This window comes from Burkholderia sp. PR2 (genome assembly GCF_052372875.1).
Classification (GTDB): Bacteria; Pseudomonadota; Gammaproteobacteria; order Burkholderiales; family Burkholderiaceae; genus Burkholderia; species Burkholderia diffusa.
Map to the genome: position 1 here is coordinate 74,484 of NZ_JBQRWH010000002.1, position 22,786 is coordinate 97,269.

A 22,786-nucleotide genomic window follows, 5' to 3' on the forward strand; every position below is an offset into this window, starting at 1 on the left:
CGATCCTGGCGATCGTGCACGCCGCAACGGAATCGCGACGACCTGAAAAATCCTGAAACGTGCCAAACGACGCGCCGGTGTGGTGGCCGGGCGCGCCGTACGGTGACGCGTGCGCTTACGCTTTCAGAAACGCGAGCAGTTCGGCATTGATCCGGTCTGCGTCGACGACGCACATCCCGTGCGCGCCGCCGGGGATGACCTTGAGCTCCGCGTGCTTCACGATCTTCGCGGACAGGCGAGCCGAATCGTCGATCGGCACGATCTGGTCGTCGTCGCCGTGCAGGATCAGCGTCGGGACGTCGATCTTCTTCAGGTCGTCGGTGTAGTCGACCTCGGAGAATTCCTTGACGCACAGATACTGGCCATGGATGCCGCCCATCATGCCCTGCGCCCAGAACGCGTCGATCGTGCCCTGCGACACCTTGGCATTCGGACGGTTGAAGCCGAAGAACGGCACGGCGAGATCCTTGTAGAACTGCGAACGGTTCTCGGCGACGTTCTTGCGGATCCCGTCGAACACGTCCATCGGCAGGCCGCCGGGATTGGACGCCGATTTCACCATCTGCGGCGGCACGGCGCCGATCAGCACGGCCTTCGACACACGCTTCGTGCCGTGGCGCCCGATGTAGTGCGCGACTTCGCCGCCGCCGGTGGAGTGGCCGACGAGCGTGGCTTCGCGCAGGTCGAGCGCATTCATCAGCGCCGCGAGATCGTCGGCATACGTGTCCATGTCGTTGCCTTGCGACGGCTGGCTCGAGCGGCCGTGACCGCGGCGATCGTGCGCGATCACGCGGTAGCCGTGCTGCACGAGGAACAGCATCTGCGAGTCCCACGCGTCGGCGCACAGCGGCCAGCCGTGCGAGAAGACGACCGGGCGGCCGCTGCCCCAGTCCTTGAAGTAAATCTGCGTACCGTCTTTGGTGGTGATCGTGTTCATCGCATGGGCTCCTTGATGGGCGGAAGCGGTGTGTTTGGGGGCGGCGGCGGCAGCGGCCGGCAGCGCGGCGGCTGCAACGGCGGTCGCGCCGGCAAGCAGCATGTCTCGGCGACGCGCCGAGGGAACGGCGTCGATGTCTGCTGGACGCATGGGAACTCCTTGAACGTGCGGTGGAACGATGCCGCGTTGGATGGATGGTTCGGATCTGCCCGCATGCGGCAATCGCGCCGGCAGCCGGCGTGCGTTCGCGGTCGCGGGCCGGCAGGCGCGCGAAGGCAGCGAACGAACGTCGACAGGAGCCTATCCCGCGGTCATGCGCCATGTACTGAAATCGGGCTGAATTTTCATGAAGCCGGTCGCGGCGCATGCCGCGCAAATGCACCGGCCAGAAAATTTAAGCCCGGAATAAAGACTCTTCAGCGGCGGCTCGCTATCGTCAGCATCAGGTCATCCCGTCGCGGGTCGGTGCCGGTCCGCGTCGGCGGATGGCGATCGCGACGCGGGCGGGTGTGCAACATCCGGACCGCTCGCCACTTGCCTGGGTACGCCGCCATGGACGAATTCAATCGCTGGGAGCACGTGATGACGCTGCTCGACCCGTCGCCGGCCGCGAGTCGGTGCGCGCCGTCGCATCTTCGCGACCCGGAACCCGCGCGCCGTCGCCATCGTGACGACGCGCCGCCCGCGTCGAGCGGCGGCGCGCGCCGCCGGTGCGCGATCGTCGCCGCCGAGCGGCAGACCGATTCGTCGGTGTTGATCTCGTGGAGCGACCCGACGCGCTGCCGCTACGACGAGCAGCGCTGGATCAGCGCAAAGTCTCGCGCCCTCGGGCGCTGCGCGCTGACCGGCATCACGATTCACACGGGCGATGCGATCTACAAGCCGCAATGGCGCGGCGCGAAGCGCCCCGCGAACTACCGGGAGGTGATCCTCGCGTCCGAACTGGAGCGGTTCATCGCCAGGCTGTCCCGTTCATGATCCGTCCGTCGGCCCTGGCTGGCGGCCGCCACTTTTTCACCGCTGAGGAAGAAATCCGCATGAGCACGTTCACGACACGCGACGGCGTTTCGATTCACTACAAGGACTGGGGAGCAGGGCGACCGGTCGTGTTCATTCACGGCTGGCCGTTGAATGCGGACATGTGGGACGTCCAGATGCATCATCTCGCGTCGAACGGCTTTCGCTGCATCGCCTACGACCGGCGCGGCTTCGGCCGGTCCGGCCAGCCGTGGGCGGGCTACGACTACGATACGCTGGCGGACGACCTCGCGACGCTGATCGAGACGCTCGGGCTGCGCGACGTCACGCTCGTCGGCTTTTCGATGGGCGGCGGCGAAGTGGCCCGCTACATCGGCCGGCACGGCACGCGACACATCGCGAAGGCCGTCCTGATCGGATCGGTGACGCCGCTGGTCGCGCGGCGCGACGACCATCCGGACGGTGTCGACGTGGCCGTGTTCGACGGTATCCGCGCGGGCATCATGGCCGACCGCGCGGCATTCTTCGAGCACTTCTGGCCGCTGTTCACCGGTTCGAACCGGGCCGCTTCGACGATCTCGCGCGCCGCGCTCGACTGGACGTCCTTCATGGCGCTGCAGGGCGGCTTGAAGGGCACGCTCGATTGCGTCGGCGCGTTTTCCGAAACCGATTTCAGGGCGGATCTCGACAAGTTCGACGTGCCGACGCTCGTGATTCACGGCGACGACGACCAGACGGTGCCGCTCGCGCTCACGGGCGCCGCCGCGGCGAAGCGCGTGCCGCACGCGACGCTGAGCGTCTACGAGGGCGGGCCGCATGCGTTGTATCTGACGCACGCGCAACGATTGAATGACGAACTGCTGGCGTTCGCCCGCGCATGACTCGACGGCGGTTGCTGCCGTGACGTGGCGGAGCGGGCCTGGCCGACCGGCTCACTCCGTCCATTTCGACCCGAGCACCAGGCCGCAGAAATTCGTCCGGCGATAGTCCGGGTCGCACCGCTCGAGCACGTCGGCGCAGACGTTGCCGAACGCAGTCGCGGGGCGATGCGCGGTGCCCGCGGCGAGCGCCTCGAGGAACAGTTCCTTGAAACACGGGCCGCGTGGCCACGCGTTGAGGATCTCGTCACGTTCGGACCGGCTCACTTCGTCGAAATGGCGAGCAAAGAGATCCGTCTCGATGCCCGCGCCGAGCAGCGCCGTCAACGGCGTCATGTACGGGTGAATGCCAAAGGTCGTGTGCAGCGCGATTGCACGCCACACCTCAGTCGCATCGTCGGCAGCGACGCCGTATCCGCCGAGGAATGCGTGCGCGGCATTCGCACCGTCGATCTCGAAGCGCCGGCGCGAGTGCCGGTAGCGCTCGGTCAGTCCGAAGTCATGGAACAGCGCGGCGATGTAAAGCAGCTCGGCGTCGAATGCGATGCCGCGACGCAGCCCGATGATCGACGCGAACGCGAACACGCGCATCGCGTGCCGGAACAGGAGTTCCGGCTTGCCGGCGCGCACGGCCGCGGCGGCCTCCCGTGCGATCGGGCCGTCGGGAATCCGGATGCCGGCGATACGGTTGCCCATGGTCGTGTTCCTCGCGGCGTGACGGCAGTCGCTCGACGCTGGCGCCGTGGAACCATCGTCGCGCGTCGCGCCGCTGAATGTCCTGAGCGGCGCCTGAATCGTTCTGAACGGAAAATCCGACCGGCCGTCACGGCCGGAATCGATTTCGCTGCGCCTTGCACGTCGTCGTTACCGGCTTTTTTCTCGGGAGCCATCCGAACCGCCATCTCAATTCACGAGACTACGAAATCAAGTTCGGTCAATCGGCCGTTTTATCCTACGAAACAGGTTCATGAGTAAACGGCTATTTCACGCATTGAAAATGCAGGTTGCCGTGGTGCGTCGTGCCTTGCCAGTTGGGGCGGGGCACGACGTCGTGGCGATCGCGGCATTCGTCGATTCAAAAAATTTGCTGTTTGAGTTCTGATTATTTGAATCATTTGACCGGACAAATGCCGTAGCATTGCCGTCAGACCGGTGTCATTTCTGACAGGGCATCGATGAATGCAATCGATTAAAAATTCCCATGATCCGGATTGGAACACTTCACGTTTTTCTCGACAGACGTGAAATTCGCTCGAACGGCAAGCTGCTGCGTATCGGCAGTCGCGCATTCGAAATTCTCGAACTCCTGATTCGTGCGAACGGCGCACTGGTATCGAAAGACGAAATCATGCAGCGCGTGTGGCCGCACACGATCGTGGAGGAAAACAACCTGCAGGTGCATATCGCCGCGTTGCGCAAGGCGCTCGCCGACGACCGGAACCTGATCGTCACGGTGCCGGGGCGCGGCTATCGGCTGGTTGGCGGCCACGCCGAAGGCGCGGCGCCCGCACCTCCCGCAACGTCGCGGCTGACGGCCGCGCCGACCGCGCTCGTCGGCCGCGAGCAGACCGTCGCCGACGTCCTTGCGGCGCTCGACACCGCGCGCGTCGTGACGCTGGTCGGGGCGGGCGGCATCGGCAAGACGCGGGTCGCGCTCGAAGCGGCGATGCGGGCCGAGGCGCGCTTTCCGGATGGCGCCGCGTTCGTGTCGCTGGCCACGGTCGCGAGTCCGCGATTCGTGCCCGACGCACTGGCGGGTGCGTTCGGCATCGTGGAGCCGACCGGATCGCTGACGCTCGAAGCGGTGCTGGCCAGCGTGGCGAACCGCCGGATGTTGCTGGTGCTCGACAATTGCGAGCATCTGCTCGACGCCGCCGCGCAGATCGCGACCGCGCTGACCGAATCCGACGCCGGATTGCGCGTCCTCGCGACCAGCCGCGAGGCGCTGCGTATCCAGGGCGAGCGGCTGTGTCCGATTCCGCCGCTCGATGTCCCCGGCGAAGGCGCCGACGATACTCAGGCCCTGAGCGCCAGCGCGGTGCAACTGTTCTCGGCGCGCGCGCGTGCCGCCGATCCCCGCTTTCCGCTCGACGAACGCAGCGTGGCGCTGATGGCGTCGGTGTGCCGCCGTCTCGACGGTCTTCCGCTCGCCATCGAACTGGCAGCGGCACGCGCGGCCGTGCTCGGCATCGATGTGCTGGCCGCGCATCTCGACGACCATTTCAGGTTGCTGACCGGCGGTTTTCGCACGGCCTTGCCGCGTCATCAGACGCTGCAGGCGATGTACGACTGGAGCTACCGCTTGCTCGGAGACGCGGAGCGCCTGCTGTTGCGGTGGCTCGGCGTGTTTCGCGACAGCTTCTCGATCGACGCGGTGCGGGATATCGTCGGAACGAAGGGGTTGGCCGATGCGGACCTGCTCGACACGATCGCCGGCCTCGTCTCGAAGTCGCTGCTGAGCCTCGAGAGCGCGCACGGCGCACCGCGCTACCGGCTGCTGACCACGACGCGCGCCTATGCGCTGCAGCAGCTCGAGAACAACGGCGAATGCGCGGCCGCGGCACGCGCGCATGCGAACTACTTCCATACGTTGTTCAGGCTTGCGCCCGGCGGCGGCGGCGACGACGGGCCGCGGACCGAATCGCGGCTCGACGTGATCCGGCGCGAACTCGGCAATCTGCGCGCGGCGCTCGACTGGGCGTTTTCGCCTAATGGCGATGCGGACGTCGGCGTCGCGCTGGCGGCTGTCGCGGTCCCATGCCTGTTCGACCTGTCGCTGGTGGACGAATGTCGCGAACGGGCGCGCGCGGCGCTCGATGCAATGCGGAACATGGACGAGACACGTGCGCGCGAGAATGCGCGCGTGCGCCTGCTGGCCGCCTATGCCGCCGCGCTCGCCCATACCTCGGGGCCGACGCACGTCGTACACGACGCGTGGTCCGAAGTGCACGCATTCGGGTTCGAAGCGGGCGAGGCCGAGTTGCCGCCGCGCGAATCGTAACGGCGCGCGCCGCCGTCGAATTCAGAACGTTTCAGCCTGAACTCAGGACCGGGCCGGCCGGTGCGTCTACATTGCATGTACGGAGACCGTCGGCGATTCGCAGGCGTGCGCGCAGCAGACCGGCTCGCACCGCAGCATCGATGTCGCGACACCACTGAATGCCAGCGCGGGGCGGCAGCGACACATGCGTTGCCGCCGCGACTTCGCGCGTCATCGAACGACCACCGCATGAAACCTGTCCAGCCCGACCTTTCTCGCCACGATTCGTTGCCGGCGGCCGCTCGCCGGATCGGGTAGCGCGCCATGCGATCGCGCGGATTCCCCGCCCGTCGCGCAATGCGCACGCGGCCCGTTCCGGCATGCTGAACCTGTCGGTCACGGTCGCTTACGGCGCGCCGATCGTCGTTGCCGACCTCATTGCATGGCGGTTGCTCGGGCCAGGCCGTTCGACGACGAAAGCGGTCTGGCGCTGTGCGTCGTTCGCCGCGCTGACCTATGTGCTGTTCGCAACCGGCGTGAGCCCGCTCGCGGTGCCGGCGTCGCCCGACCGGTTCGACCGGCTGGCGATCCAGGCGATCGGTGTCGCGTGGTGGCTGCAGTGCGCGCTGGTGTTCAGCCTGATGCTCGACCATCTGCTGCTGCCGCGCGCGTGGCGCAACCAGCGGCTGTTTCATGACATCGCCGCAGGCGCCGTGTTCGGTGCGGCCGCGGTGGCTGCGCTGGGCTATGTCCTGGGTCTGCCGCTGAGCGGCCTGGTCGCGACCTCGGGCGCGGTGGCCGTGATCCTGGGCCTGGCCGTCCAGAACACGCTGAACGACGTGTTCTCGGGCCTCGTCCTGAATACCACCCAGCCGTTTCGCCTGGGCGATACGGTGGCCATCGGCGAGCTGGAAGGGCGGATCGTCGAAAGCAACTGGCGCGCGACCAAGATGATCAACAGTCTCGGCAACCTGGTCGTCGTGCCGAACAGCACCGCCGCGAAGGCGACGATCGTCAACCTGAGCGAACCCCCGAGCGTGCACGGCGTGACGCTGACGATCGAGATCGATCCGGAAGTGCGGCCGGCCATCGTCGTCGATGCGCTCGACCGGGCTGCCTCCAGTTCGCTCGACGTGCTGGCCAGCCCCGCGCCGGTCGCGGTCGTCAAGGCATTCAGGACCAACTCCGTCGAATACGAACTCGTCTGTTACGTCGACGCGCTGCAAAAAAAGGTGGCGGTGCGTAACCGGCTCTACGATCTGGCCCACCGGCATCTGGCCGCCGCGGACATCGCGTTGCGCCCGCTTGGCGGAACGGCCGCGGCGCACCGGCCGGCGTCGCGCGGTCAACGGCTGCTGCGCGCGGTCGAGCTTTTCCGGCAACTCGGTGACGAGGATCTGGCGGTGCTGGCCGACGCGCTGGCGTCACGCGTATTCCACAAAGGGGAGGTGATTTACGCGTCGAATTCCGATACGCGCCTGCTGACGATCGTCGGGTCCGGCGTCGCATCGGTGTTCGTGCCGGGCGCGACGGGCGACATGGAGGTCCGTCGGATGGCGCCCGGCGACGCGATCGGCCAGTCCGTCGTGCTGGCCGGCACGCAACTTCATGCGAGTGTCTATGCCGTGACCGCGGTGACGGCCTATCAGTTGAGCAGCCGCGACCTGACGCCGCTGATCGCGAGGAAGCCGGAACTCGGACGATTGATGTGCGAATCCCTGACCGAACACATCGCGACCGAGGAAAAGATGATGATCCCGCCGGCCGCGAAGGCGCACGCGTCGTTCAACCTGATCGAATGGCTCGAGAAGGAGATGAAGCGCCTGCACGATTCGTTCGGCTGATGCGGCGGGAGATCTTGGGGACACGTTCGACCGACGGGCGCGGCCGACGGGCGGCGGAATCAGGCGAGCGCGGTGAAGCGGTCGACGAGATCGGGGCGAGCGAGCTGATCGACCCACCAGTGCAACGCGCGTCCGGCCTCGTCGCCGCGCCACGCGATATAGCAATGCGTCGTGTCGCGCATGCCGGTCACCTTGCGTGCGACGAGCTTGCCTTGCGCGATCGCGCGTGCCGCGATGCAATCCGGCAGCGTGCCCACCGCGAGTCCTTCGCACTGCGCGGCCAGCTTTGCGGCGAGCGTGGGGACCGCGAGATACGGCTGCCCGGCGTCGACGGCGACCGAGCGTGGCTGCAGTTCGCGAGAGGTATCGCTGATGACGGCGCCGCGATGCTCGATGACCGACGCCATCGACAGCGGTTCGGGCAGCGCCGCGAGCGGATGGGTCGGGGCGACGGCGAACACATGCCTGAGCGTGCCGATCGGCCGCGCGACGATGTCCGGCAGTTCCGGCGGTTCGCCCGCCGCGCCGACGACGAGATCCGCGCGGCGCGAAATCAGCGCATCCCAGGTGCCGCCGAGGACTTCGGTGGACAGGCGCAGCCGCGTGTTCATCTCGAGTCCGTAGAACGCATGCACGTAGGGCCACAACGCCTCGAACGGCAGGATCTCGTCGATGCAGATGCGAACCTCGGTTTCCCAGCCTTGCTGGGCACGCAACGCCTTGAGCTCGAGCTGTTCGGCGGCATGCAGCAGCCGGCGGCCCTCTTCGACGACCACGCGACCCGCGTGCGTGAGCTTCGCGCGGCGCCCGCTCCGGTCGAACAGTGCGACGTCGAGGTCGCTTTCGAGCTTTTGTACGAGATAAGTCAGCGCGGACGGTACGCGGTGCAGGAGCTCCGCGGCTTCGGCGAACGTGCCGGTGCGGTCGATCGCGTCCAGTGCCTCGAGCGCTTCGAATGACAGCTTCATGATGAATTCCACGGGGGCGTCGGCCTGCCATGTTATCGCCAAGCACCGCCGAGTCCAATACGATTCGGAACAATTCGTCCGTGAATCGGAGCCGGGGCACCATCCTGTCCGCGCAGGATTGCCGCTCGCGGTTGCGGCGTCTGATCGGTATTGGTGGTGTGTGCCGTTTCCGGAGCGTCGGTACACGGGGGGAGCCGTGCCGACCGGGGCCGCGTTTCGCGGGTGCTGCGTGTTTTTGCGTACCCGCGTGTCGTCGGCGTCGGCAGATCGGTGGGCCTGCCGATCTGCCTGCGCGAATCCGGTCGATCAGCGTGGGGTACGACGGTGTCTATCGAGGTTTCTTCGCGGCGGCATCGGATGCCTGGGCGCCGGGCAGCGCGCCGAACATGTGCTGGCTGCACTTCGCCTCGTTCCACGCGGTTTTCAGATGAATCCCTCCGAGCATCCGGCGTGCGACCGGCAGGATCTGTTCGCCGGCAAGAATGCCCAGCAGGCCGGCCAGCGCGATCGTGGGCGGAGCAGGCGACGGCACGCCGATCAGGTAGTAGACAGCGCCGGCGAGCATTCCGGCAAGCAGCGATGAAATGTACGGCTTCATGATTCAGAGACAAGTGAATGACAACCGTGTGAAAAATACGGATAACTACCGATCTGGAGACGAGCATGAATTCAATCGATAGCCTAGCAGGTCTTTTCTGATGTGGCCGTTGAATTCTGCGGTTTTTAAGATCTTTTAAGGCCTGAATTTAGGGATTTTATTAATAGAATTGATTAAGTGGCATTACCATCGATTCGCGTGTTGAATGACAACGGCTGGCAGGCGAACCTTCCGGCACAGCGCATTGGGCGCCTCCCGCTTGCCGGCGAGGCAGGCAAATTTTTCTCCGCGTCAAAGGACATGACCGCCATGAGCAATCCGAAGCTTGAAGTACTCACCCCCCATAACAGCCAGCTGATCTTCATCGACCAGCAGCCGCAGATGGCATTCGGCGTGCAGTCGATCGATCGTCAGGCGCTGAAGAACAACGTCGTCGGGCTCGCGAAGGCCGCGAAGGTATTCAACATCCCGACCACGATCACGACGGTGGAATCCGAGAGCTTCTCGGGTCACACCTACCCCGAACTGCTCGACGTGTTCCCGAACCAGAAGACGCTCGAACGCACGTCGATGAACTCGTGGGATGACCAGAAGGTGCGCGACGCGCTGGCCGCGAACGGTCGCAAGAAGGTGGTCGTCTCGGGCCTGTGGACCGAAGTCTGCAATACGACGTTCGCGCTCTGCGCGATGCTCGAAGGCGACTACGAGATCTACATGGTGGCCGATGCATCGGGCGGCACGTCGAAGGACGCGCACGACTTCGCGATGCAACGGATGATCCAGGCCGGCGTGGTGCCGGTGACGTGGCAGCAGGTCCTGCTCGAGTGGCAGCGCGACTGGGCACACCGCGAGACGTATGACGCCGTGATGGCAATCGCGAAGGAACATTCGGGTGCGTACGGCATGGGCGTCGACTACGCGTACACGATGGTCCACAAGGCCGCGCCGCGCACCGCGACGCCGCACGAGTCGATCCCGGCCGTGCCGGCGAAGTAAGCGCGGACAGTCAGCGACTGTCGATGCCGAAGCGGCGTGTTCGATCCGGACGCGCCGCCTCGGCGATGCGTCGACGCGGACGGTGGAACGTGACGATTCACGATGCCGTCCGCCAGGCGTTTGCCAGGACCTAGGGCCTGCATTCCAACCTGTCCGAGAAATTGATCGTATGGAACCTTATCTGGTTTCCCTTGGTGCGGGCTTGCTGATCGGTGTCATTTACAGCGCAATCAAGGTCCGCTCTCCGGCACCGCCGCTGATTGCCCTGGTCGGGCTGCTCGGCATGGTGATCGGCGTGCAGGTCATCCCCACCCTCAAACAGCTCTTTGGCTTCTGACCGAAACGAGGTGATGTATATGACCGCAACCGAGTCCCAACCGGATCTGATCCTTCACAACGGAAGGTTCACGACTCTCGACCGCGCAAACCCCACCGCGACGGCGGTGGCGATCGCCGCGGGCCGCTTCGTCGCGGTCGGCAACGAGGCGGACGTCATGCCGCTGGCCGGCCGTGCGACGAAGGTCGTCGACCTCGGGGGCCGCGCCGTGCTGCCGGGCCTGATCGACAATCACTGCCACGTGATTCGTGGCGGCCTGAACTACAACATGGAGCTGCGCTGGGACGGCGTGCCTTCGCTCGCGGTCGCGATGGACATGCTCAAGCGGCAGGTCGCGATCACGCCCGCGCCGCAGTGGGTGCGCGTGGTCGGCGGCTTCACCGAACATCAGTTCGTCGAGAAGCGCCTGCCGACGATCGACGAACTCAACGCGGCCGCGCCCGATACGCCGGTGTTCATCCTGCACCTGTACGACCGCGCGCTGCTGAACGCGGCCGCGCTGCGCGTGGTCGGCTATACGAAGGACACACCCGAGCCGCCGGGCGGCACGATCCTGCGCGATGCCGCGGGCAACCCGACGGGCCTGCTGCTCGCGAACCCGAACGCGACGATCCTCTACGCGACGCTCGCGAAAGGGCCGAAGCTGCCGTTCGAATACCAGTACAACTCGACGCGCCATTTCATGCGCGAACTGAACCGTCTCGGCGTGACCGGCGTGATCGACGCGGGCGGCGGTTCGCAGAACTACCCCGACGATTACGAAGTGATCCGCAAGCTGCACGATGCGGGCGAGATGACGATCCGGATCGCGTACAACCTGTTCACGCAGAAGCCGAACGCCGAGAAGGAAGACTTCGTGAACTGGACGAAGAGCACCAAGTATCACGACGGCACCGACTATTTCCGCAACAACGGCGCGGGCGAGATGCTGGTGTTCTCGGCGGCGGATTTCGAGGACTTCCGCGTCGCGCGTCCGGACCTGCCCGCGCAGATGGAGGACGATCTCGAAGGCGTCGTGCGCGTGCTCGCGCAGAACCGCTGGCCGTGGCGCATGCACGCGACCTACGACGAAACCATCAGCCGCGCGCTCGACGTGTTCGAGAAGGTCAACAAGGACATCCCGCTGGAAGGGCTGAACTGGTTCTTCGATCACGCGGAGACGATCACCGAAAAATCGATGGATCGTATTGCGGCGCTGGGCGGGGGCATCGCGGTGCAGCACAGGATGGCGTACCAGGGCGAATACTTCGTCGAGCGCTACGGTGCGCAGGCGGCTGAAGCAACGCCGCCCGTCGCGAAGATGCTCGGCAAGGGGCTCAAGGTTTCGGCCGGCACCGACGCGACGCGTGTTGCCTCGTACAACCCGTGGGTGTCGCTCGCGTGGCTGGTGACGGGCAAGACGGTCGGCGGCCTGCGCATGTATCCGCAGCGCAACCTGCTCGATCGCGAGACCGCGCTGCGCATGTGGACCGAATACGTGACGTGGTTCTCGAACGAGGAAGGGAAGAAAGGGCGTGTGGCCGTCGGGCAGCTTGCCGACCTCGTGGTCCCGGATCGCGATTTCTTCGCGTGCGCCGAGGACGACATCGCGGGCACGACCGCATTGCTGACCGTGGTCGGCGGAAAGATCGTATGGGGCGCAGGGCCGTTCGCGTCGCACGACGCGCCGATTCCGCCCGCGATGCCGGACTGGTCGCCCGTGCGCGAGTACGGCGGCTATGGCGGCTGGGGCGCGACGCAGCGCAACGGCGCACCGCTGCAACGGGCGGCGGCCGCAGCGATGTGCGGTTGCGCGAATGCCTGCAACGTGCACCAGCATGCGCACGGGGGGGCATGGGCAAGCGCATTGCCGACGTCCGACGCGAAGGGCTTCTGGGGCGCGTTCGGCTGTTCGTGCTGGGCGATCTGACATGTCGACGCGCACCTTCTACGGCAACCCGGCATGGGTCCGCGTGCTGCTCGCGCAGCCGTGGATCGGTGCGCTGGTACGGCTTGCACTCGTCTCCGCGTTTCTGATCGGCGGCATCAACAAGGCGATGCATTTCGACGAAGCGGTGGCCGAGCAGGCGCATTTCGGCCTGCACCCGGCCGCGCTGTGGGCTGCGCTGGCGATTGTCGTCGAGATCGGTGGTTCGCTCTGCGTGGTGTTTCGCCGCTTCACGTGGCTCGGCGCCGGCAGCCTCGGCATGTTGACGCTCGTCGCGATGGTCGTGGCGAGCGATTTCTGGAACCGCACGGGCGTAGAACATTTCATGGCGCTCAACAGCTTCTTCGAGCACTTGGGCCTGATTGCCGCGCTGGTTCTCGTCACGATGGTCGGCGACGCCCCGCGTGTGGACGGGGGCGGTCGCGCCTGAGCGCCAGGGCGGCATGGCGCATCAGGAAGGTCGTTCGATCATGGCGCCCGTTCGCGGCGCCATGACTTGCACTGAGAATCGCGCACGGTTTCGTCGTCGCCCGACCCGACGACCGGCGCGACGACGACGCGTGCCGCGCGCCGGCCGTGGCGCCGTGACTTCACGCCTCCCGGTACGTCCCCTTGGCCTTGGCCGTATGCGTTGCCAGAATGTCCATCAGCGCGGGGCTCAGGCAATCGTAGGGCTCCAGTCCCTTGCCGCGCAGCGTGTCGCGCACGTCCGCCATCAACGACGGCGGCGTGCCGCTCTCGATGATCGACGATACGAACGCGGCGAAGCCGGGGCCGTCCCAGCCGACATCCTGCGACAGTTCGGTATGGATGAAGTCCAGGCCGTAAAACGCATGATCGGCATTTTCGATACGCCCGAACAGATGCGTGCCGCAGGCGGTGCACGCGTGGCGCTGGATCAGCGCCTTGTCGTCCACGACCCGCAGTTTCTCGCCGTGCGCGGTCACGGTGACCTTGTCGCGCGGCACGACGCCCACGACTGCAAACAGCGCACCAGCCGGTTTCCAGCACTTCGTGCAGCCGCACGCGTGATTGAACGCGACCTGGGCGTCGACCCGAACCTCGACCGGATCCTGCGTGCACAGGCAGCGCAGCGTACCGCCCGCGAATTCGGCGGCTCCCTTCTGAATGCCTTGATCGACAGCGGGATGAATGGCGACGGACATGTTCATGCTCCTCTTCGTTGCTTCAGTTGAACGACGGTTCGGATCGACTTTCCTGCGTGCATCGGATCGGGTGCGTCTTTGCGCCGAGGCTCCATCATCGACCCTTTGAGCGCGCCATGCACGGCTGCAATCCGCTGAAGAATCGATCTGCCTTTCATCGCAACGCACGGATGCGGGAGCCCGCATCCGTGCTCCGGCCGCATGTTGGCTCTCACGCGCTGGCATCAAACTGGGGGGGAGTATATGCGGATACTGGCGGGGAGTATACCCGGCGATCAACCGAGGGCGGCGATCGTCGAGACGGGGCACGCCGAACGGGTGCCACACGGACGCCACGCTCGGGCGTCGCCCAATTTCGTCCGGCGCGCCTGAGCGCGCCTCCGGCAGGTCGAACGTTGGGGGCGGGCCCGGCGCTGCCGGGCCTCGACGACGGTCCCGCTATTTCACTGGCGTGAGGACGGGGGCGCCCTTGTTCTTGATCAGGAATACGACGAATTTTGCCGGCTTCGTGCCGCTGGCGTTTCGTCCAACTGTGTGTACGTCCTCCGGGCCTTCGTGGAACGTGTCGCCGGCATGGAGCGTGACCGTCTTGCCGCCGTTCAGGCCCATCACGATGCTGCCGTCGAGCACATAGACGAATGCGTGTGCGTCGTGGCGATGGATGGGGTCGACGCTGCCTGGCGGATAATCCACGACGATCATCTCGACTTCCTTGCCCGGATACTCGGGCAACGGTTCCGTTGTCAGTTGCGTGACCTTGGCTTGCGGTGCGGCGGCGACCGGCTGAACGGGCATCAGCAGCGACAGCGCAAGCGGTGCAAGTGCGAGCACGATGCGTTTCATGTCGTTACTCCAGGTTGGCCTTGTCGAGCCCGAACATCTTGTCGAACGAGCCGGGCACGACGCTGAACGCGACGTTCAGCCGGTTCCAGCAGTTGATCGCACCCACGAGGACGGTGAGATCCGACAGTTCCTTCTCGGAATAATGGGCCCGCACGCGTTCGTAGAGATCGTCCGGCACGCCATGCGACGAGAGATGCGTCAGTGCCTCGGTCCATTCGAGCGCGGCACGCTCGCGCGGCGAAAACAGCGGCGACTCGCGCCAGATCGAGACGTGATGCACGCGCAGTTCACGCTCGCCATGGATCTTCGCCATCTTGATGTGCATGTCGACACAGAACGCGCAGCCGTTGAGCTGCGACGCGCGAATCTCGACGAGCTCGCGCACCGGAACCTCGATCGTCGTCTTCTGAAGCAACCCGTCGAGTTCGACGAGTTTCCTGGTCAGATCCGGCGATTGCTGAAAATAATTGATACGTTGCGACATGATCCGTTCTCCTGATTGGTGAAAGTGGCACGAGTGGCCGTGCGCATGGCGATGCATCGCACGACCTGCCTGTCAACCATCGTAATAGCGGGTCCGGCGGGCCGGTAGAACCGGGAACGTGCGCACTCTGTTGCCGCTTCGGCACCAATCACGTCGACACGCCGACGACATTGCAGATTCCCTGCCGCGCCATCTTCGAATAGGGGCACAGGCGCTCCGTGTCCCGGACGAGACGCTCCGCGACATGCCGGTTCACGCCCGGCATGCGGATGGTGACGTTGGCGGTCAGCGCATATCCGCCATCGACCGGATCGCGACCAAACGTCACTTCGACAGCGACGGTCGCTTCCCGGATGTCGATCCGGTCGCGTTGCGCGAGCAGGCTCAGCGCGCCGTGAAAGCACGCGGCGTAGCCGGCAGCGAGAAGTTGTTCGGGGTTGGTCCCGCCGCCCGGGCCGCCGAGTTCGGTCGGCAATCGCAGATCGAGGGCGAGACAGCCGTCGTCGGATCGTGCGATGCCCGATGCACGGCCATGACCGGACTGGCCGCCGGATACGGTGACCGTGGTCGTGTAGAGCGCCGCGAATTCTCGTCCGCGGTATTTGTCGAGCAGCGTCAGCGGCGGAGGTTGCAACCTCTCGTTCTCCATATTCCTCCCGGTTGCTTGTATTGATCGGCGCGAGTGTTCCGAGCCCTGCGGATCGGTGTGGCGCGTCGTTTCCCGAAGCGAATCGGCGCAATGGTGCAACGCTTGCCTGCAGGCCGTTCCCCACGACCGCCATCCGAACGATGGCCCCAGCGCTCTTGCATGCTAGGCAAAGACGGATCGTCGGACCAGATCGTTCAGGGATGCATGGTGTTTCCCGCTTCGCACCAATGCGGCGAGAGCGGCGGATGTCGCTCGCATCGAGCGTTCCACGACCGCGGGGACGCGGCCGATTGGTGCCGATGAGGAACGGGAAAGTGTTCCGATGCGGGTCTACCTGCGCGTGAGTGCGGATCCTAGTATGACGGCACGGGAATGCGGGCCGACCTTCGGTTCGCGCATGCAGGCAACCCATCGGTGACGCGACATGCGGCACACCTACGTAATCGGAGGCTCGCGATGGACACTTTGAATATCGATTGGCCGACGCTTTCGCACGTACCGATTCGGTCGGAACCCAACATCGACGCTGGCGCGCATCTCGTCAGCGAGCGCGACGGGTATGTGCATCACGGCATCTACGTGGGAGACGGCCTGGTTGTTCACTATGGCGGCTTCGATCGTTCCGCGAGGCGGTGTCCGGTGGAATGCATCCCGTTGCGTCGCTTCGCGGCGGGAAACGGCATCCGTGTTCAGGCGGATCCGGACGCCATCTATACCGGAATCGCTGTCGTCGAGCGGGCCTGGTCGCGCCTCGGCGAGGACCACTATCGGCTCCTGACGAACAACTGCGAGCACTTCTGCAGCTGGTGCGTGTGCGGTGTCGGTCACAGCGGGCAGGTACGCCGCGGCTTGCTGAATCCATGGATCGGCATCCGGACATTGATCGCGCTCGTGAAGGGACGCGCGACGACCATGCTTTCGACCGCGCGGCGGTATGGATTGCGCGTGTCCCGAGCCGGCGTGCCGGCGATCGTCGCATCGGCGTTGTCGGCATGCGCGAACTACGCCGGCATTCACGGCGATGCGGCGATGACCGATCCACAGCATTACGCAACGCAATGGAGCCTGCCGTTCGAGCAAGGACATTGGCCGACCGCGGATTGGGCCGATCAGTTCGGTGACGGCCAGTTGAAGTCCTTGATCGACGAGGCACTCAACAGCAGCCCGACGCTCGATCAGGCGCGTGCACGCGTGGCGGCCGCGCAGGCCTACAGCGAATCCGCGCGAGCGGGGACGATGCCGCGCGTCGACGCCAGCTACGCGCTCACGCGTCAACAGTTTTCCGGAACGGCGCTCGTGCCGCCGCCGTACGGCGGGTCATGGCAGACGGAGAACCGCGGCATCCTGGGCGCTTCGTACGAGCTCGACCTCTGGGGCAAGAAACGCGAGGCGCTGCGCGAGTCGGTGTCCGATCTGCAGGCGAGCCGCGCCGACGCGGAAGCGGTCAGGCTGACGCTCACGACCGCGATCGCGCGTACCTACAACGAATTTGCACGCCTGTTCCTGTTGCACGACATCGCGCAGCGGGAGATCGCCCGGCGCGAGCAGATCGATCGCATCGCCGCGGCCCGAATCGCGACCGGGCTCGATACGCAGGTCGAGCGAGAGACCGCCCGTGCGAATCTCGCGACCAGCCGTGCGTTGCTGAAATCGCTCGACGGCCGGATCCTCGCGGCGCGCTACCAGATTGCCGCGCTGGTCGGCGCCGGTCCCGATCGCGGCCTGGGGATCGCGCGACCGACGCTCGGCACCGGCAACGAGGTACGCCTGCCCGACAATCTGCCTGCGGATCTCGTGAGCCGGCGCCCCGACATCGTGGCTGCCCGATGGCGTGTCGATGCGCTCGCGCACGGCGTGAAGGAAGCGAAGGCCGAGTTCTATCCGGACATCAACCTGAGCGCCGCGATCGGACTCGATGCGTTCGGCTTCGGCCGTTTCCTGACGGCGGCGAGCCGCACCGCGTCGGTCGGACCGGCCATCCACCTGCCGATCTTCGACGCTGGCGCACTCCGTGCGCAACTGAAGGGGCGCTATGCGGACTTCGATCTCGCCGTCGCGACCTATAACCAGGCGCTCGTCACCGCGCTGAGCGAAGTCGCGACGCAAGTCGCCGACGTGCGTTCGACGGACGCACAGCTGGTCGATGCGCTGACCGCGCAGCAAGCCGCGCTGAAGGCGGCCGCGCTGGCGCTCGTGCAGTACAAGGCTGGTCTCACGAATCAATTGACCGTGTTGAACGCCGACGTCAACGCACTTTCCGCCGATCAGCGCGTCGCGAATCTGCGCATGGACCGCCGCGATCGTCAGATTGCGCTCGCGTCCGCGCTGGGCGGTGGCTTCGTCGACACGTCATTCGCAGGCGCGGGCACCGCGGCACATGCCGATGCGCGCGTATCGGCCGTGCCCGCTGTCGCCGCGCGCTGAGCGGCGATCCATCGAATCTGCCTGGAGAATTGAAATGAGCGAAATCAATCCGCCGGTACGCAAGCCGGTCGACGCACCCCGCGTGAATCGTGATACGTCGCCGTCGGGAGGCGACGATGTCGCAAGCGAAGACGCGACGCGCCGCCGCCGGCTGCTGCTGGCGCTGCTCGGCGTGACGGTCGTGGCGGCGTCGGTTGCCTACACCGCGTACTACCTGACGTTCGCGCGCTACCACGAATCCACCGACGATGCGTACGTCAGCGGCAATCTCGTGCAGCTGACGCCGCAGGTGGCGGGTACCGTCGTTGCCGTGAACGCCGACGATACGCAGATCGTGAAGGCGGGGGAACCCGTCGTCACGCTTGACGCCGCCGATGCGAAAGTCGCGCTCGGCAACGCCGAAGCGGCGCTGGGTCAGACCGTGCGGCAAGTGAGCAGTCTCTACGTGAACGACGATCTGTATGCCGCGAACGTCGCGCAGAAGCAGTCCGATCTCGTGCGAGCCCAGGAGGACCTGCGTCGTCGCGTGGCCGTCGCCGATACGGGAGCCGTGTCGGCCGAGGACATCGCGCACGCGCGCGACACCGTGGCGGCCGCGCGGGCCGCGCTCGACGCCGCGCGTCGACAGGCGGAGGCCAACCGCGCATTGACGGACGGCACGACGATCGACCAGCACCCGAACGTGCAGGCGGCCGCGTCGAAGGTGCGCGACGCGTATCTGGCGTACGCGCGCAACGTGCTGCCCGCGCCCGTCACCGGCTATGTCGCGAAGCGCTCGGTTCAGGTCGGCCAGCGCGTGTCGCCCGGCATGCCATTGATGGCGATCGTGCCGCTCGACGGCGTGTGGGTCGACGCGAACTACAAGGAAAGCCAGTTGCGCAACATGCGCATCGGTCAACCCGTCACGCTGACGGCCGACGTGTACGGCGGAAAGGTCAGGTATCACGGCCGCGTGGTCGGCTTCTCGGCGGGCACGGGCAGCGCATTCGCGAGCCTGCCCGCGCAGAACGCGACAGGTAACTGGATCAAGATCGTTCAGCGCCTGCCCGCGCGCATCCAGCTCGACCCGAAGGAACTCGACGCGCATCCGCTGCGCATCGGACTGTCGATGGACGTCGACGTGGATACGCGCGACGACACGGGCCCGCAGCTCGGCGCGGCGACGAACACGTCATATCGCACGGACGTGTTTGCCGAATACGGCGCACAGGCGGACGCCGAGATCGAGAAGATCATCGCGCGCAACATCGTCATCGGGCGTGCGGGTACGACGGCGCGTGGCGGCGAGCCGACGGCTTCCGCCACGCGCGATGCAAAGGACCCGCGCGACACGACGCGGCGCGCGAGTTGAACCGTCGACCCGGATACGCGTTGCAGTCGCGTTCCGGTCGATTCAATCATCCGACTGGCCGGAACGATGTGCCGGCGCGGTCGACCTTCGGAGTGTGAGCAAGATGAATTCCTCGACTCAACCCGCGCCGCCACCGCTGACGGGCGGAAAGCTGGTGCTGGCGACGCTCGCCGTCGCGCTCGCGACGTTCATGAACGTGCTCGATTCGTCGATCGCCAACGTCGCGATTCCGACCATCTCCGGAAACCTCGGCGTATCCGTCGACGAAGGCACGTGGGTGATCACGCTGTTCTCGGCGGCCAATGCCGTCGCAATTCCGCTGACCGGATGGCTCACGCAGCGCGTCGGGCAGATCAGGTTGTTCGTGGCCGCGATCGTGCTGTTCGTGTTCTCGTCGTGGCTGTGCGGCATCGCGCCGAACCTGCTCGTGCTGCTCGCCGCGCGCGTATTGCAGGGCGCCGTCGCGGGGCCGCTGATTCCGCTTTCGCAGGCGATCCTGCTGGGTTCGTATTCGAAGGAGAAGAGCTCGACCGCGCTCGCGCTCTGGTCGATGACCGCGACGGTCGGCCCGATCGCCGGTCCCGCGCTGGGCGGCTGGATCACCGACAGCTACAGCTGGTCGTGGATCTTCTACATCAACATTCCGGTCGGCCTGTTCGCGGCCGGCGTGACGTGGATGATCTATCGCGACCGTGAGACGCAGGTGCGCAAGCTGCCCATCGACAAAGTCGGCCTGATGTCGCTGGTCGTATGGGTCGCGACGCTGCAGATCATGCTCGACAAGGGCAAGGATCTCGACTGGTTCAGCTCGCCTGTGATCTGCTCGCTTGCCGTGATTGCGGCCGTCAGCTTCCTGTTCTTCCTGATCTGGGAGTTCACGGCGCGCAACCCGATCGTGGACATTCGCCTGTTCGCGGTGCGCAACTTCCGCGGCGGCACGATCGCGATCTCGGTCGCATACGCGGTATTCTTCTCGAACCTCGTGATCCTGCCGCAATGGATTCAGGGCTATCTCGGCTATCGATCGGTGGACGCCGGACTCGTGACGGCGCCGCTCGGGATCTTCGCCGTGCTGCTCGCACCGTTGATGGCGAAGATCATGCCGAAGTCCGACGCGCGGGTGCTCGCGACGCTGGCCTTCGTGGGTTTCGCGGGCGTGTTCTTCATGCGCTCGCGTTACACGACGGGCGTCGACCCCTACACGCTGGTGCTGCCGACCCTGTTGCAGGGTATTCCGATGGCGCTCTTTTTCACGCCGCTTACCGCGATCATTCTGTCGGGCCTCGCGCCCGACCGGATTCCGGCCGCCGCCGGGCTGTCGAATTTCGTGCGTGTGTTCGCGGGCGGCGTCGGCACCTCGCTGATCGCGACCGGATGGAACGACCGGACGATCCTGCATCATGCGCGGCTCGCCGAGCAATCGAGCGTGAACAACCCCGCTTACACGAGTGCCGTCACGCAGCTCCAGGCGACGCTAGGCGGCGGCGTCGATCAGGCGTCGGCGTTTTTCGAACGCACGCTGAATGCACAGGCTGCGATGCTCGCGCTGAACGACATCTTCTGGTTGTCGTCGATCATCTTCATCGTGATCATTCCGCTGGTTTGGCTCACCCGGCCGGGCAAGTGCGGCGGCGGCGGGATCGCGGCAGGCGGTCACTGAACGAGCCCGCTGGCGTCGCGCGGTGGCGATCGCTCGCACGCCGCCGAGCCGGGATGCGCCAAACCCTTGAGGATCGATGTCGGCATGGTGTCCGTCAAAATGATGGACACCATGCGGTCGCATTCGGCGGACCGGGCGGGTCGTTGCAGGAAGCGGCCACACCTTGCGTCAAACGCTTCGTCAAACTGATCAAGCCGTCCGCGGCCAACCAGTGCCTTCGTCGTCACGGAAACGCGCCGGATGGCGTTCCAAGCGTGCTGACGTCGAACGTCCGTTACGCCGATCTCACTGTCTGTGTCGGGGAATGCGCCCGCCAGGCGCGCAACGGCGGAAGGAACGCTTTATCCGTTACGCGATCGACAGATCGTCTTGCCCCGGGTTCGAGACAAGCGGCGCAGTCGCCGCATGGCGCAACTGTGGTCGGGAGAGGGTGTCAGGTCCGCCGAGGATGTGACCAAGAAGAGGCGTGAAACCCGGCTAGCGTGGGTCGCGATGCCGAGGTCCGGCACTCGCTGCGTGAGCCGATGGAGGCGCCATGGAGGTGTTGTCCGTCGTCAGGCGAATCGGCGGCCCGACAGGCCGCCAACGGTGCGATACCGCGCTGCCCGGGAACCCGGGCGCGCCACGGCGTCAATACGTGAAGGCGTTCCGCTCCTCCGGGGCGATTGCCGCGTCGTTCATCGCGACCATCGGTTCCACGTCGAAGCCCGCGACGCGCCATGCATCGATACCGCCGGTGAGCGGTAACGCGAGCTTGACACCGGACAGGCGCAACTGCCTGGCCACCGACACGGCGGACGTTTCGTGCGGGCACGCACAATAGATGACGAGCGTCCGGTTCGTGCCATAGCGCTCCATGATCTGGCGCGGCTTGCGTTCATCGCCGATCACCGCGCCCGGGATGACGAACGGATCGAGCATTCTTCGCTCGGCGGAACGGATATCGATCACGGCCGGCCGCGGATTGCTCGCGAGCAACGCATGCAGTTCACCCGCGCTGATCCGCGCTTTCCCGAGCGCGCTTGCCAGCATCCGTCGGCGGCAGTGGCGATACGGAAGATACAACGCCGGTGCGATGCCGATCACGATGAGCACATGCCAGCCAAGACGAGTGACGAGGGCGAAGACCGCGTCGATCTGCGAGGCGAACAGTGTGCCGACGGCCAGACCGATCGACGCCCACAGCGCAATGCCGATGCAGTCATGCAAGATAAAGGCGCGCAACCTGACGGCCATCGCGCCGCATAGCGGAACGGCCACGAGTGACAGGCCGGGTACGAACCGCGCGATCACGAGCACGCGAACGCCCCAACGCCCGAAGAAGCGCTCCGTCGTCCTGACGCACGCGTCGCGCGACGGTGTCAGTTTGCAGACGGTGTGAAGCGTGCGCTTGCCGTACCGTTTTCCACCCTGGTACCAGACCAGGTCGCCGAGCAGGCCGCCAACCACGGCGGCGGCCAGTATCGTCGAGAAATGCAGCAGCGTCGACGACGCGACATGGGTCACGAGCGCGATGCCTGCGCCTACCGTGACCAAGGTCGGAATGGCAGGCAGCGGCAGGCCGAGCGACGACCCTAGAACGTTCAGGAATACGATCAACGTGCCGTACCGCGCGATCATTTCATGCGACATCATGGTGCTCTCCTTGAGGCGGGCGCATGCGCGATCTCGACGATCGGTCATGGCTCCGCCTGAAGCGGTCCTGCAAGGGCGGTACCGCGAGTCGGGAACAGAGCAGGCGGGCCGCCGGTCACGGCGTCGCCGGC

At 65.8% G+C, this 22,786-nt stretch carries 22 protein-coding genes; 12 read left to right on the forward strand and 10 right to left on the reverse strand.

Features of this window, described 5'->3' with window-relative positions:
* Positions 1 to 115: 115 nt before the first annotated feature.
* The gene (locus ACT2FV_RS11885) at positions 116 to 937 is read right to left on the reverse strand and encodes an alpha/beta fold hydrolase (RefSeq protein WP_059606166.1); all 822 of its coding nucleotides are present in this window, start codon (positions 935 to 937) and stop codon (positions 116 to 118) included.
* A 552-nt stretch (positions 938 to 1,489) separates the two neighbouring features.
* Here ACT2FV_RS11885 and ACT2FV_RS11890 point away from each other — a divergent pair.
* Together ACT2FV_RS11890 and ACT2FV_RS11895 are read left to right on the forward strand one after the other, a co-directional pair.
* A complete protein-coding gene (locus tag ACT2FV_RS11890) occupies positions 1,490 to 1,915 on the forward strand; it encodes a DUF3331 domain-containing protein (protein WP_444503949.1) in 426 nt (141 codons plus the stop codon).
* Between the two features lie 59 nt (positions 1,916 to 1,974).
* Entirely contained in the window at positions 1,975 to 2,796 is an 822-nt protein-coding gene (locus tag ACT2FV_RS11895; protein ID WP_444503950.1) for an alpha/beta fold hydrolase, read from the forward strand.
* Positions 2,797 to 2,847: 51 nt separating this feature from the next.
* On the opposite strand, the gene ACT2FV_RS11900 is transcribed toward ACT2FV_RS11895, so the two are convergent.
* On the reverse strand, positions 2,848 to 3,489 hold the full coding sequence (locus ACT2FV_RS11900; protein ID WP_444503951.1) for an HD domain-containing protein: 642 nt from the start codon (positions 3,487 to 3,489) through the stop codon (positions 2,848 to 2,850).
* Between the two features lie 271 nt (positions 3,490 to 3,760).
* Here ACT2FV_RS11900 and ACT2FV_RS11905 point away from each other — a divergent pair, with 271 nt between their 5' ends.
* The 3 genes from ACT2FV_RS11905 (at position 3,761) to ACT2FV_RS11915 (ending at position 7,617) form a co-directional block, all read left to right on the forward strand.
* Positions 3,761 to 3,895: a hypothetical protein gene (locus ACT2FV_RS11905; protein WP_444503952.1), complete on the forward strand. Its 135-nt coding sequence runs from the start codon at positions 3,761 to 3,763 to the stop codon at positions 3,893 to 3,895.
* A gap of 99 nt (positions 3,896 to 3,994) precedes the next feature.
* Positions 3,995 to 5,794 (forward strand): winged helix-turn-helix domain-containing protein, encoded by a 1,800-nt coding sequence (locus ACT2FV_RS11910; protein ID WP_444503953.1) that lies wholly within the window; start codon positions 3,995 to 3,997, stop codon positions 5,792 to 5,794.
* Positions 5,795 to 6,153: 359 nt separating this feature from the next.
* The gene (locus ACT2FV_RS11915) at positions 6,154 to 7,617 is read left to right on the forward strand and encodes a mechanosensitive ion channel domain-containing protein (protein ID WP_444503954.1); all 1,464 of its coding nucleotides are present in this window, start codon (positions 6,154 to 6,156) and stop codon (positions 7,615 to 7,617) included.
* A 59-nt stretch (positions 7,618 to 7,676) separates the two neighbouring features.
* Here ACT2FV_RS11915 and ACT2FV_RS11920 read toward each other — a convergent pair whose 3' ends face one another.
* Together ACT2FV_RS11920 and ACT2FV_RS11925 are read right to left on the reverse strand one after the other, a co-directional pair.
* A complete protein-coding gene (locus ACT2FV_RS11920; protein WP_151047424.1) occupies positions 7,677 to 8,585 on the reverse strand; it encodes a LysR family transcriptional regulator in 909 nt (302 codons plus the stop codon).
* Positions 8,586 to 8,913: 328 nt separating this feature from the next.
* Entirely contained in the window at positions 8,914 to 9,183 is a 270-nt protein-coding gene (locus ACT2FV_RS11925; protein WP_151047426.1) for a XapX domain-containing protein, read from the reverse strand.
* 309 nt (positions 9,184 to 9,492) lie between these two features.
* Here ACT2FV_RS11925 and ACT2FV_RS11930 point away from each other — a divergent pair, with 309 nt between their 5' ends.
* From ACT2FV_RS11930 to ACT2FV_RS11945, 4 genes are all read left to right on the forward strand, one after another.
* The gene (locus ACT2FV_RS11930) at positions 9,493 to 10,179 is read left to right on the forward strand and encodes a hydrolase (protein WP_059606334.1); all 687 of its coding nucleotides are present in this window, start codon (positions 9,493 to 9,495) and stop codon (positions 10,177 to 10,179) included.
* 169 nt (positions 10,180 to 10,348) lie between these two features.
* Positions 10,349 to 10,516: a DUF1427 family protein gene (locus ACT2FV_RS11935; RefSeq protein WP_059606194.1), complete on the forward strand. Its 168-nt coding sequence runs from the start codon at positions 10,349 to 10,351 to the stop codon at positions 10,514 to 10,516.
* A gap of 19 nt (positions 10,517 to 10,535) precedes the next feature.
* Positions 10,536 to 12,425 carry an amidohydrolase gene (locus tag ACT2FV_RS11940; RefSeq protein WP_124627235.1) on the forward strand — a complete coding sequence of 630 codons (1,890 nt, stop codon included), beginning with the start codon at positions 10,536 to 10,538 and terminating at the stop codon, positions 12,423 to 12,425.
* 1 nt (position 12,426) lies between these two features.
* Complete coding sequence (locus ACT2FV_RS11945) at positions 12,427 to 12,873, forward strand: DoxX family protein (RefSeq protein WP_444503955.1); 447 nt, start codon at positions 12,427 to 12,429, stop codon at positions 12,871 to 12,873.
* Positions 12,874 to 13,033: 160 nt separating this feature from the next.
* Here ACT2FV_RS11945 and gfa read toward each other — a convergent pair whose 3' ends face one another.
* From gfa to ACT2FV_RS11965, 4 genes are all read right to left on the reverse strand, one after another.
* Positions 13,034 to 13,609: an S-(hydroxymethyl)glutathione synthase gene (gfa, locus tag ACT2FV_RS11950; protein WP_059606341.1), complete on the reverse strand. Its 576-nt coding sequence runs from the start codon at positions 13,607 to 13,609 to the stop codon at positions 13,034 to 13,036.
* 438 nt (positions 13,610 to 14,047) lie between these two features.
* Positions 14,048 to 14,452: a cupin domain-containing protein gene (locus ACT2FV_RS11955; protein WP_444503956.1), complete on the reverse strand. Its 405-nt coding sequence runs from the start codon at positions 14,450 to 14,452 to the stop codon at positions 14,048 to 14,050.
* A gap of 4 nt (positions 14,453 to 14,456) precedes the next feature.
* A complete protein-coding gene (locus ACT2FV_RS11960) occupies positions 14,457 to 14,936 on the reverse strand; it encodes a carboxymuconolactone decarboxylase family protein (protein ID WP_444503957.1) in 480 nt (159 codons plus the stop codon).
* 148 nt (positions 14,937 to 15,084) lie between these two features.
* Positions 15,085 to 15,585 carry an Ohr family peroxiredoxin gene (locus ACT2FV_RS11965; RefSeq protein WP_444503958.1) on the reverse strand — a complete coding sequence of 167 codons (501 nt, stop codon included), beginning with the start codon at positions 15,583 to 15,585 and terminating at the stop codon, positions 15,085 to 15,087.
* 456 nt (positions 15,586 to 16,041) lie between these two features.
* Here ACT2FV_RS11965 and ACT2FV_RS11970 point away from each other — a divergent pair, with 456 nt between their 5' ends.
* From ACT2FV_RS11970 to ACT2FV_RS11980, 3 genes are all read left to right on the forward strand, one after another.
* Entirely contained in the window at positions 16,042 to 18,009 is a 1,968-nt protein-coding gene (locus ACT2FV_RS11970; protein WP_444503959.1) for an efflux transporter outer membrane subunit, read from the forward strand.
* Between the two features lie 34 nt (positions 18,010 to 18,043).
* The gene (locus ACT2FV_RS11975; RefSeq protein ID WP_059606207.1) at positions 18,044 to 19,360 is read left to right on the forward strand and encodes an HlyD family secretion protein; all 1,317 of its coding nucleotides are present in this window, start codon (positions 18,044 to 18,046) and stop codon (positions 19,358 to 19,360) included.
* A gap of 103 nt (positions 19,361 to 19,463) precedes the next feature.
* Positions 19,464 to 21,020 carry a DHA2 family efflux MFS transporter permease subunit gene (locus ACT2FV_RS11980; protein WP_151047440.1) on the forward strand — a complete coding sequence of 519 codons (1,557 nt, stop codon included), beginning with the start codon at positions 19,464 to 19,466 and terminating at the stop codon, positions 21,018 to 21,020.
* Here the strand turns inward: ACT2FV_RS11980 and ACT2FV_RS11985 are convergent.
* Both ACT2FV_RS11985 and ACT2FV_RS11990 read right to left on the reverse strand, forming a co-directional pair.
* Positions 21,014 to 21,247 carry a hypothetical protein gene (locus ACT2FV_RS11985; protein WP_151047442.1) on the reverse strand — a complete coding sequence of 78 codons (234 nt, stop codon included), beginning with the start codon at positions 21,245 to 21,247 and terminating at the stop codon, positions 21,014 to 21,016. The two genes, ACT2FV_RS11980 and ACT2FV_RS11985, sit on opposite strands and share 7 nt — an antisense overlap.
* A 403-nt stretch (positions 21,248 to 21,650) precedes the next feature.
* Positions 21,651 to 22,655 carry a VTT domain-containing protein gene (locus ACT2FV_RS11990; protein WP_151047514.1) on the reverse strand — a complete coding sequence of 335 codons (1,005 nt, stop codon included), beginning with the start codon at positions 22,653 to 22,655 and terminating at the stop codon, positions 21,651 to 21,653.
* Positions 22,656 to 22,786: the final 131 nt, after the last annotated feature.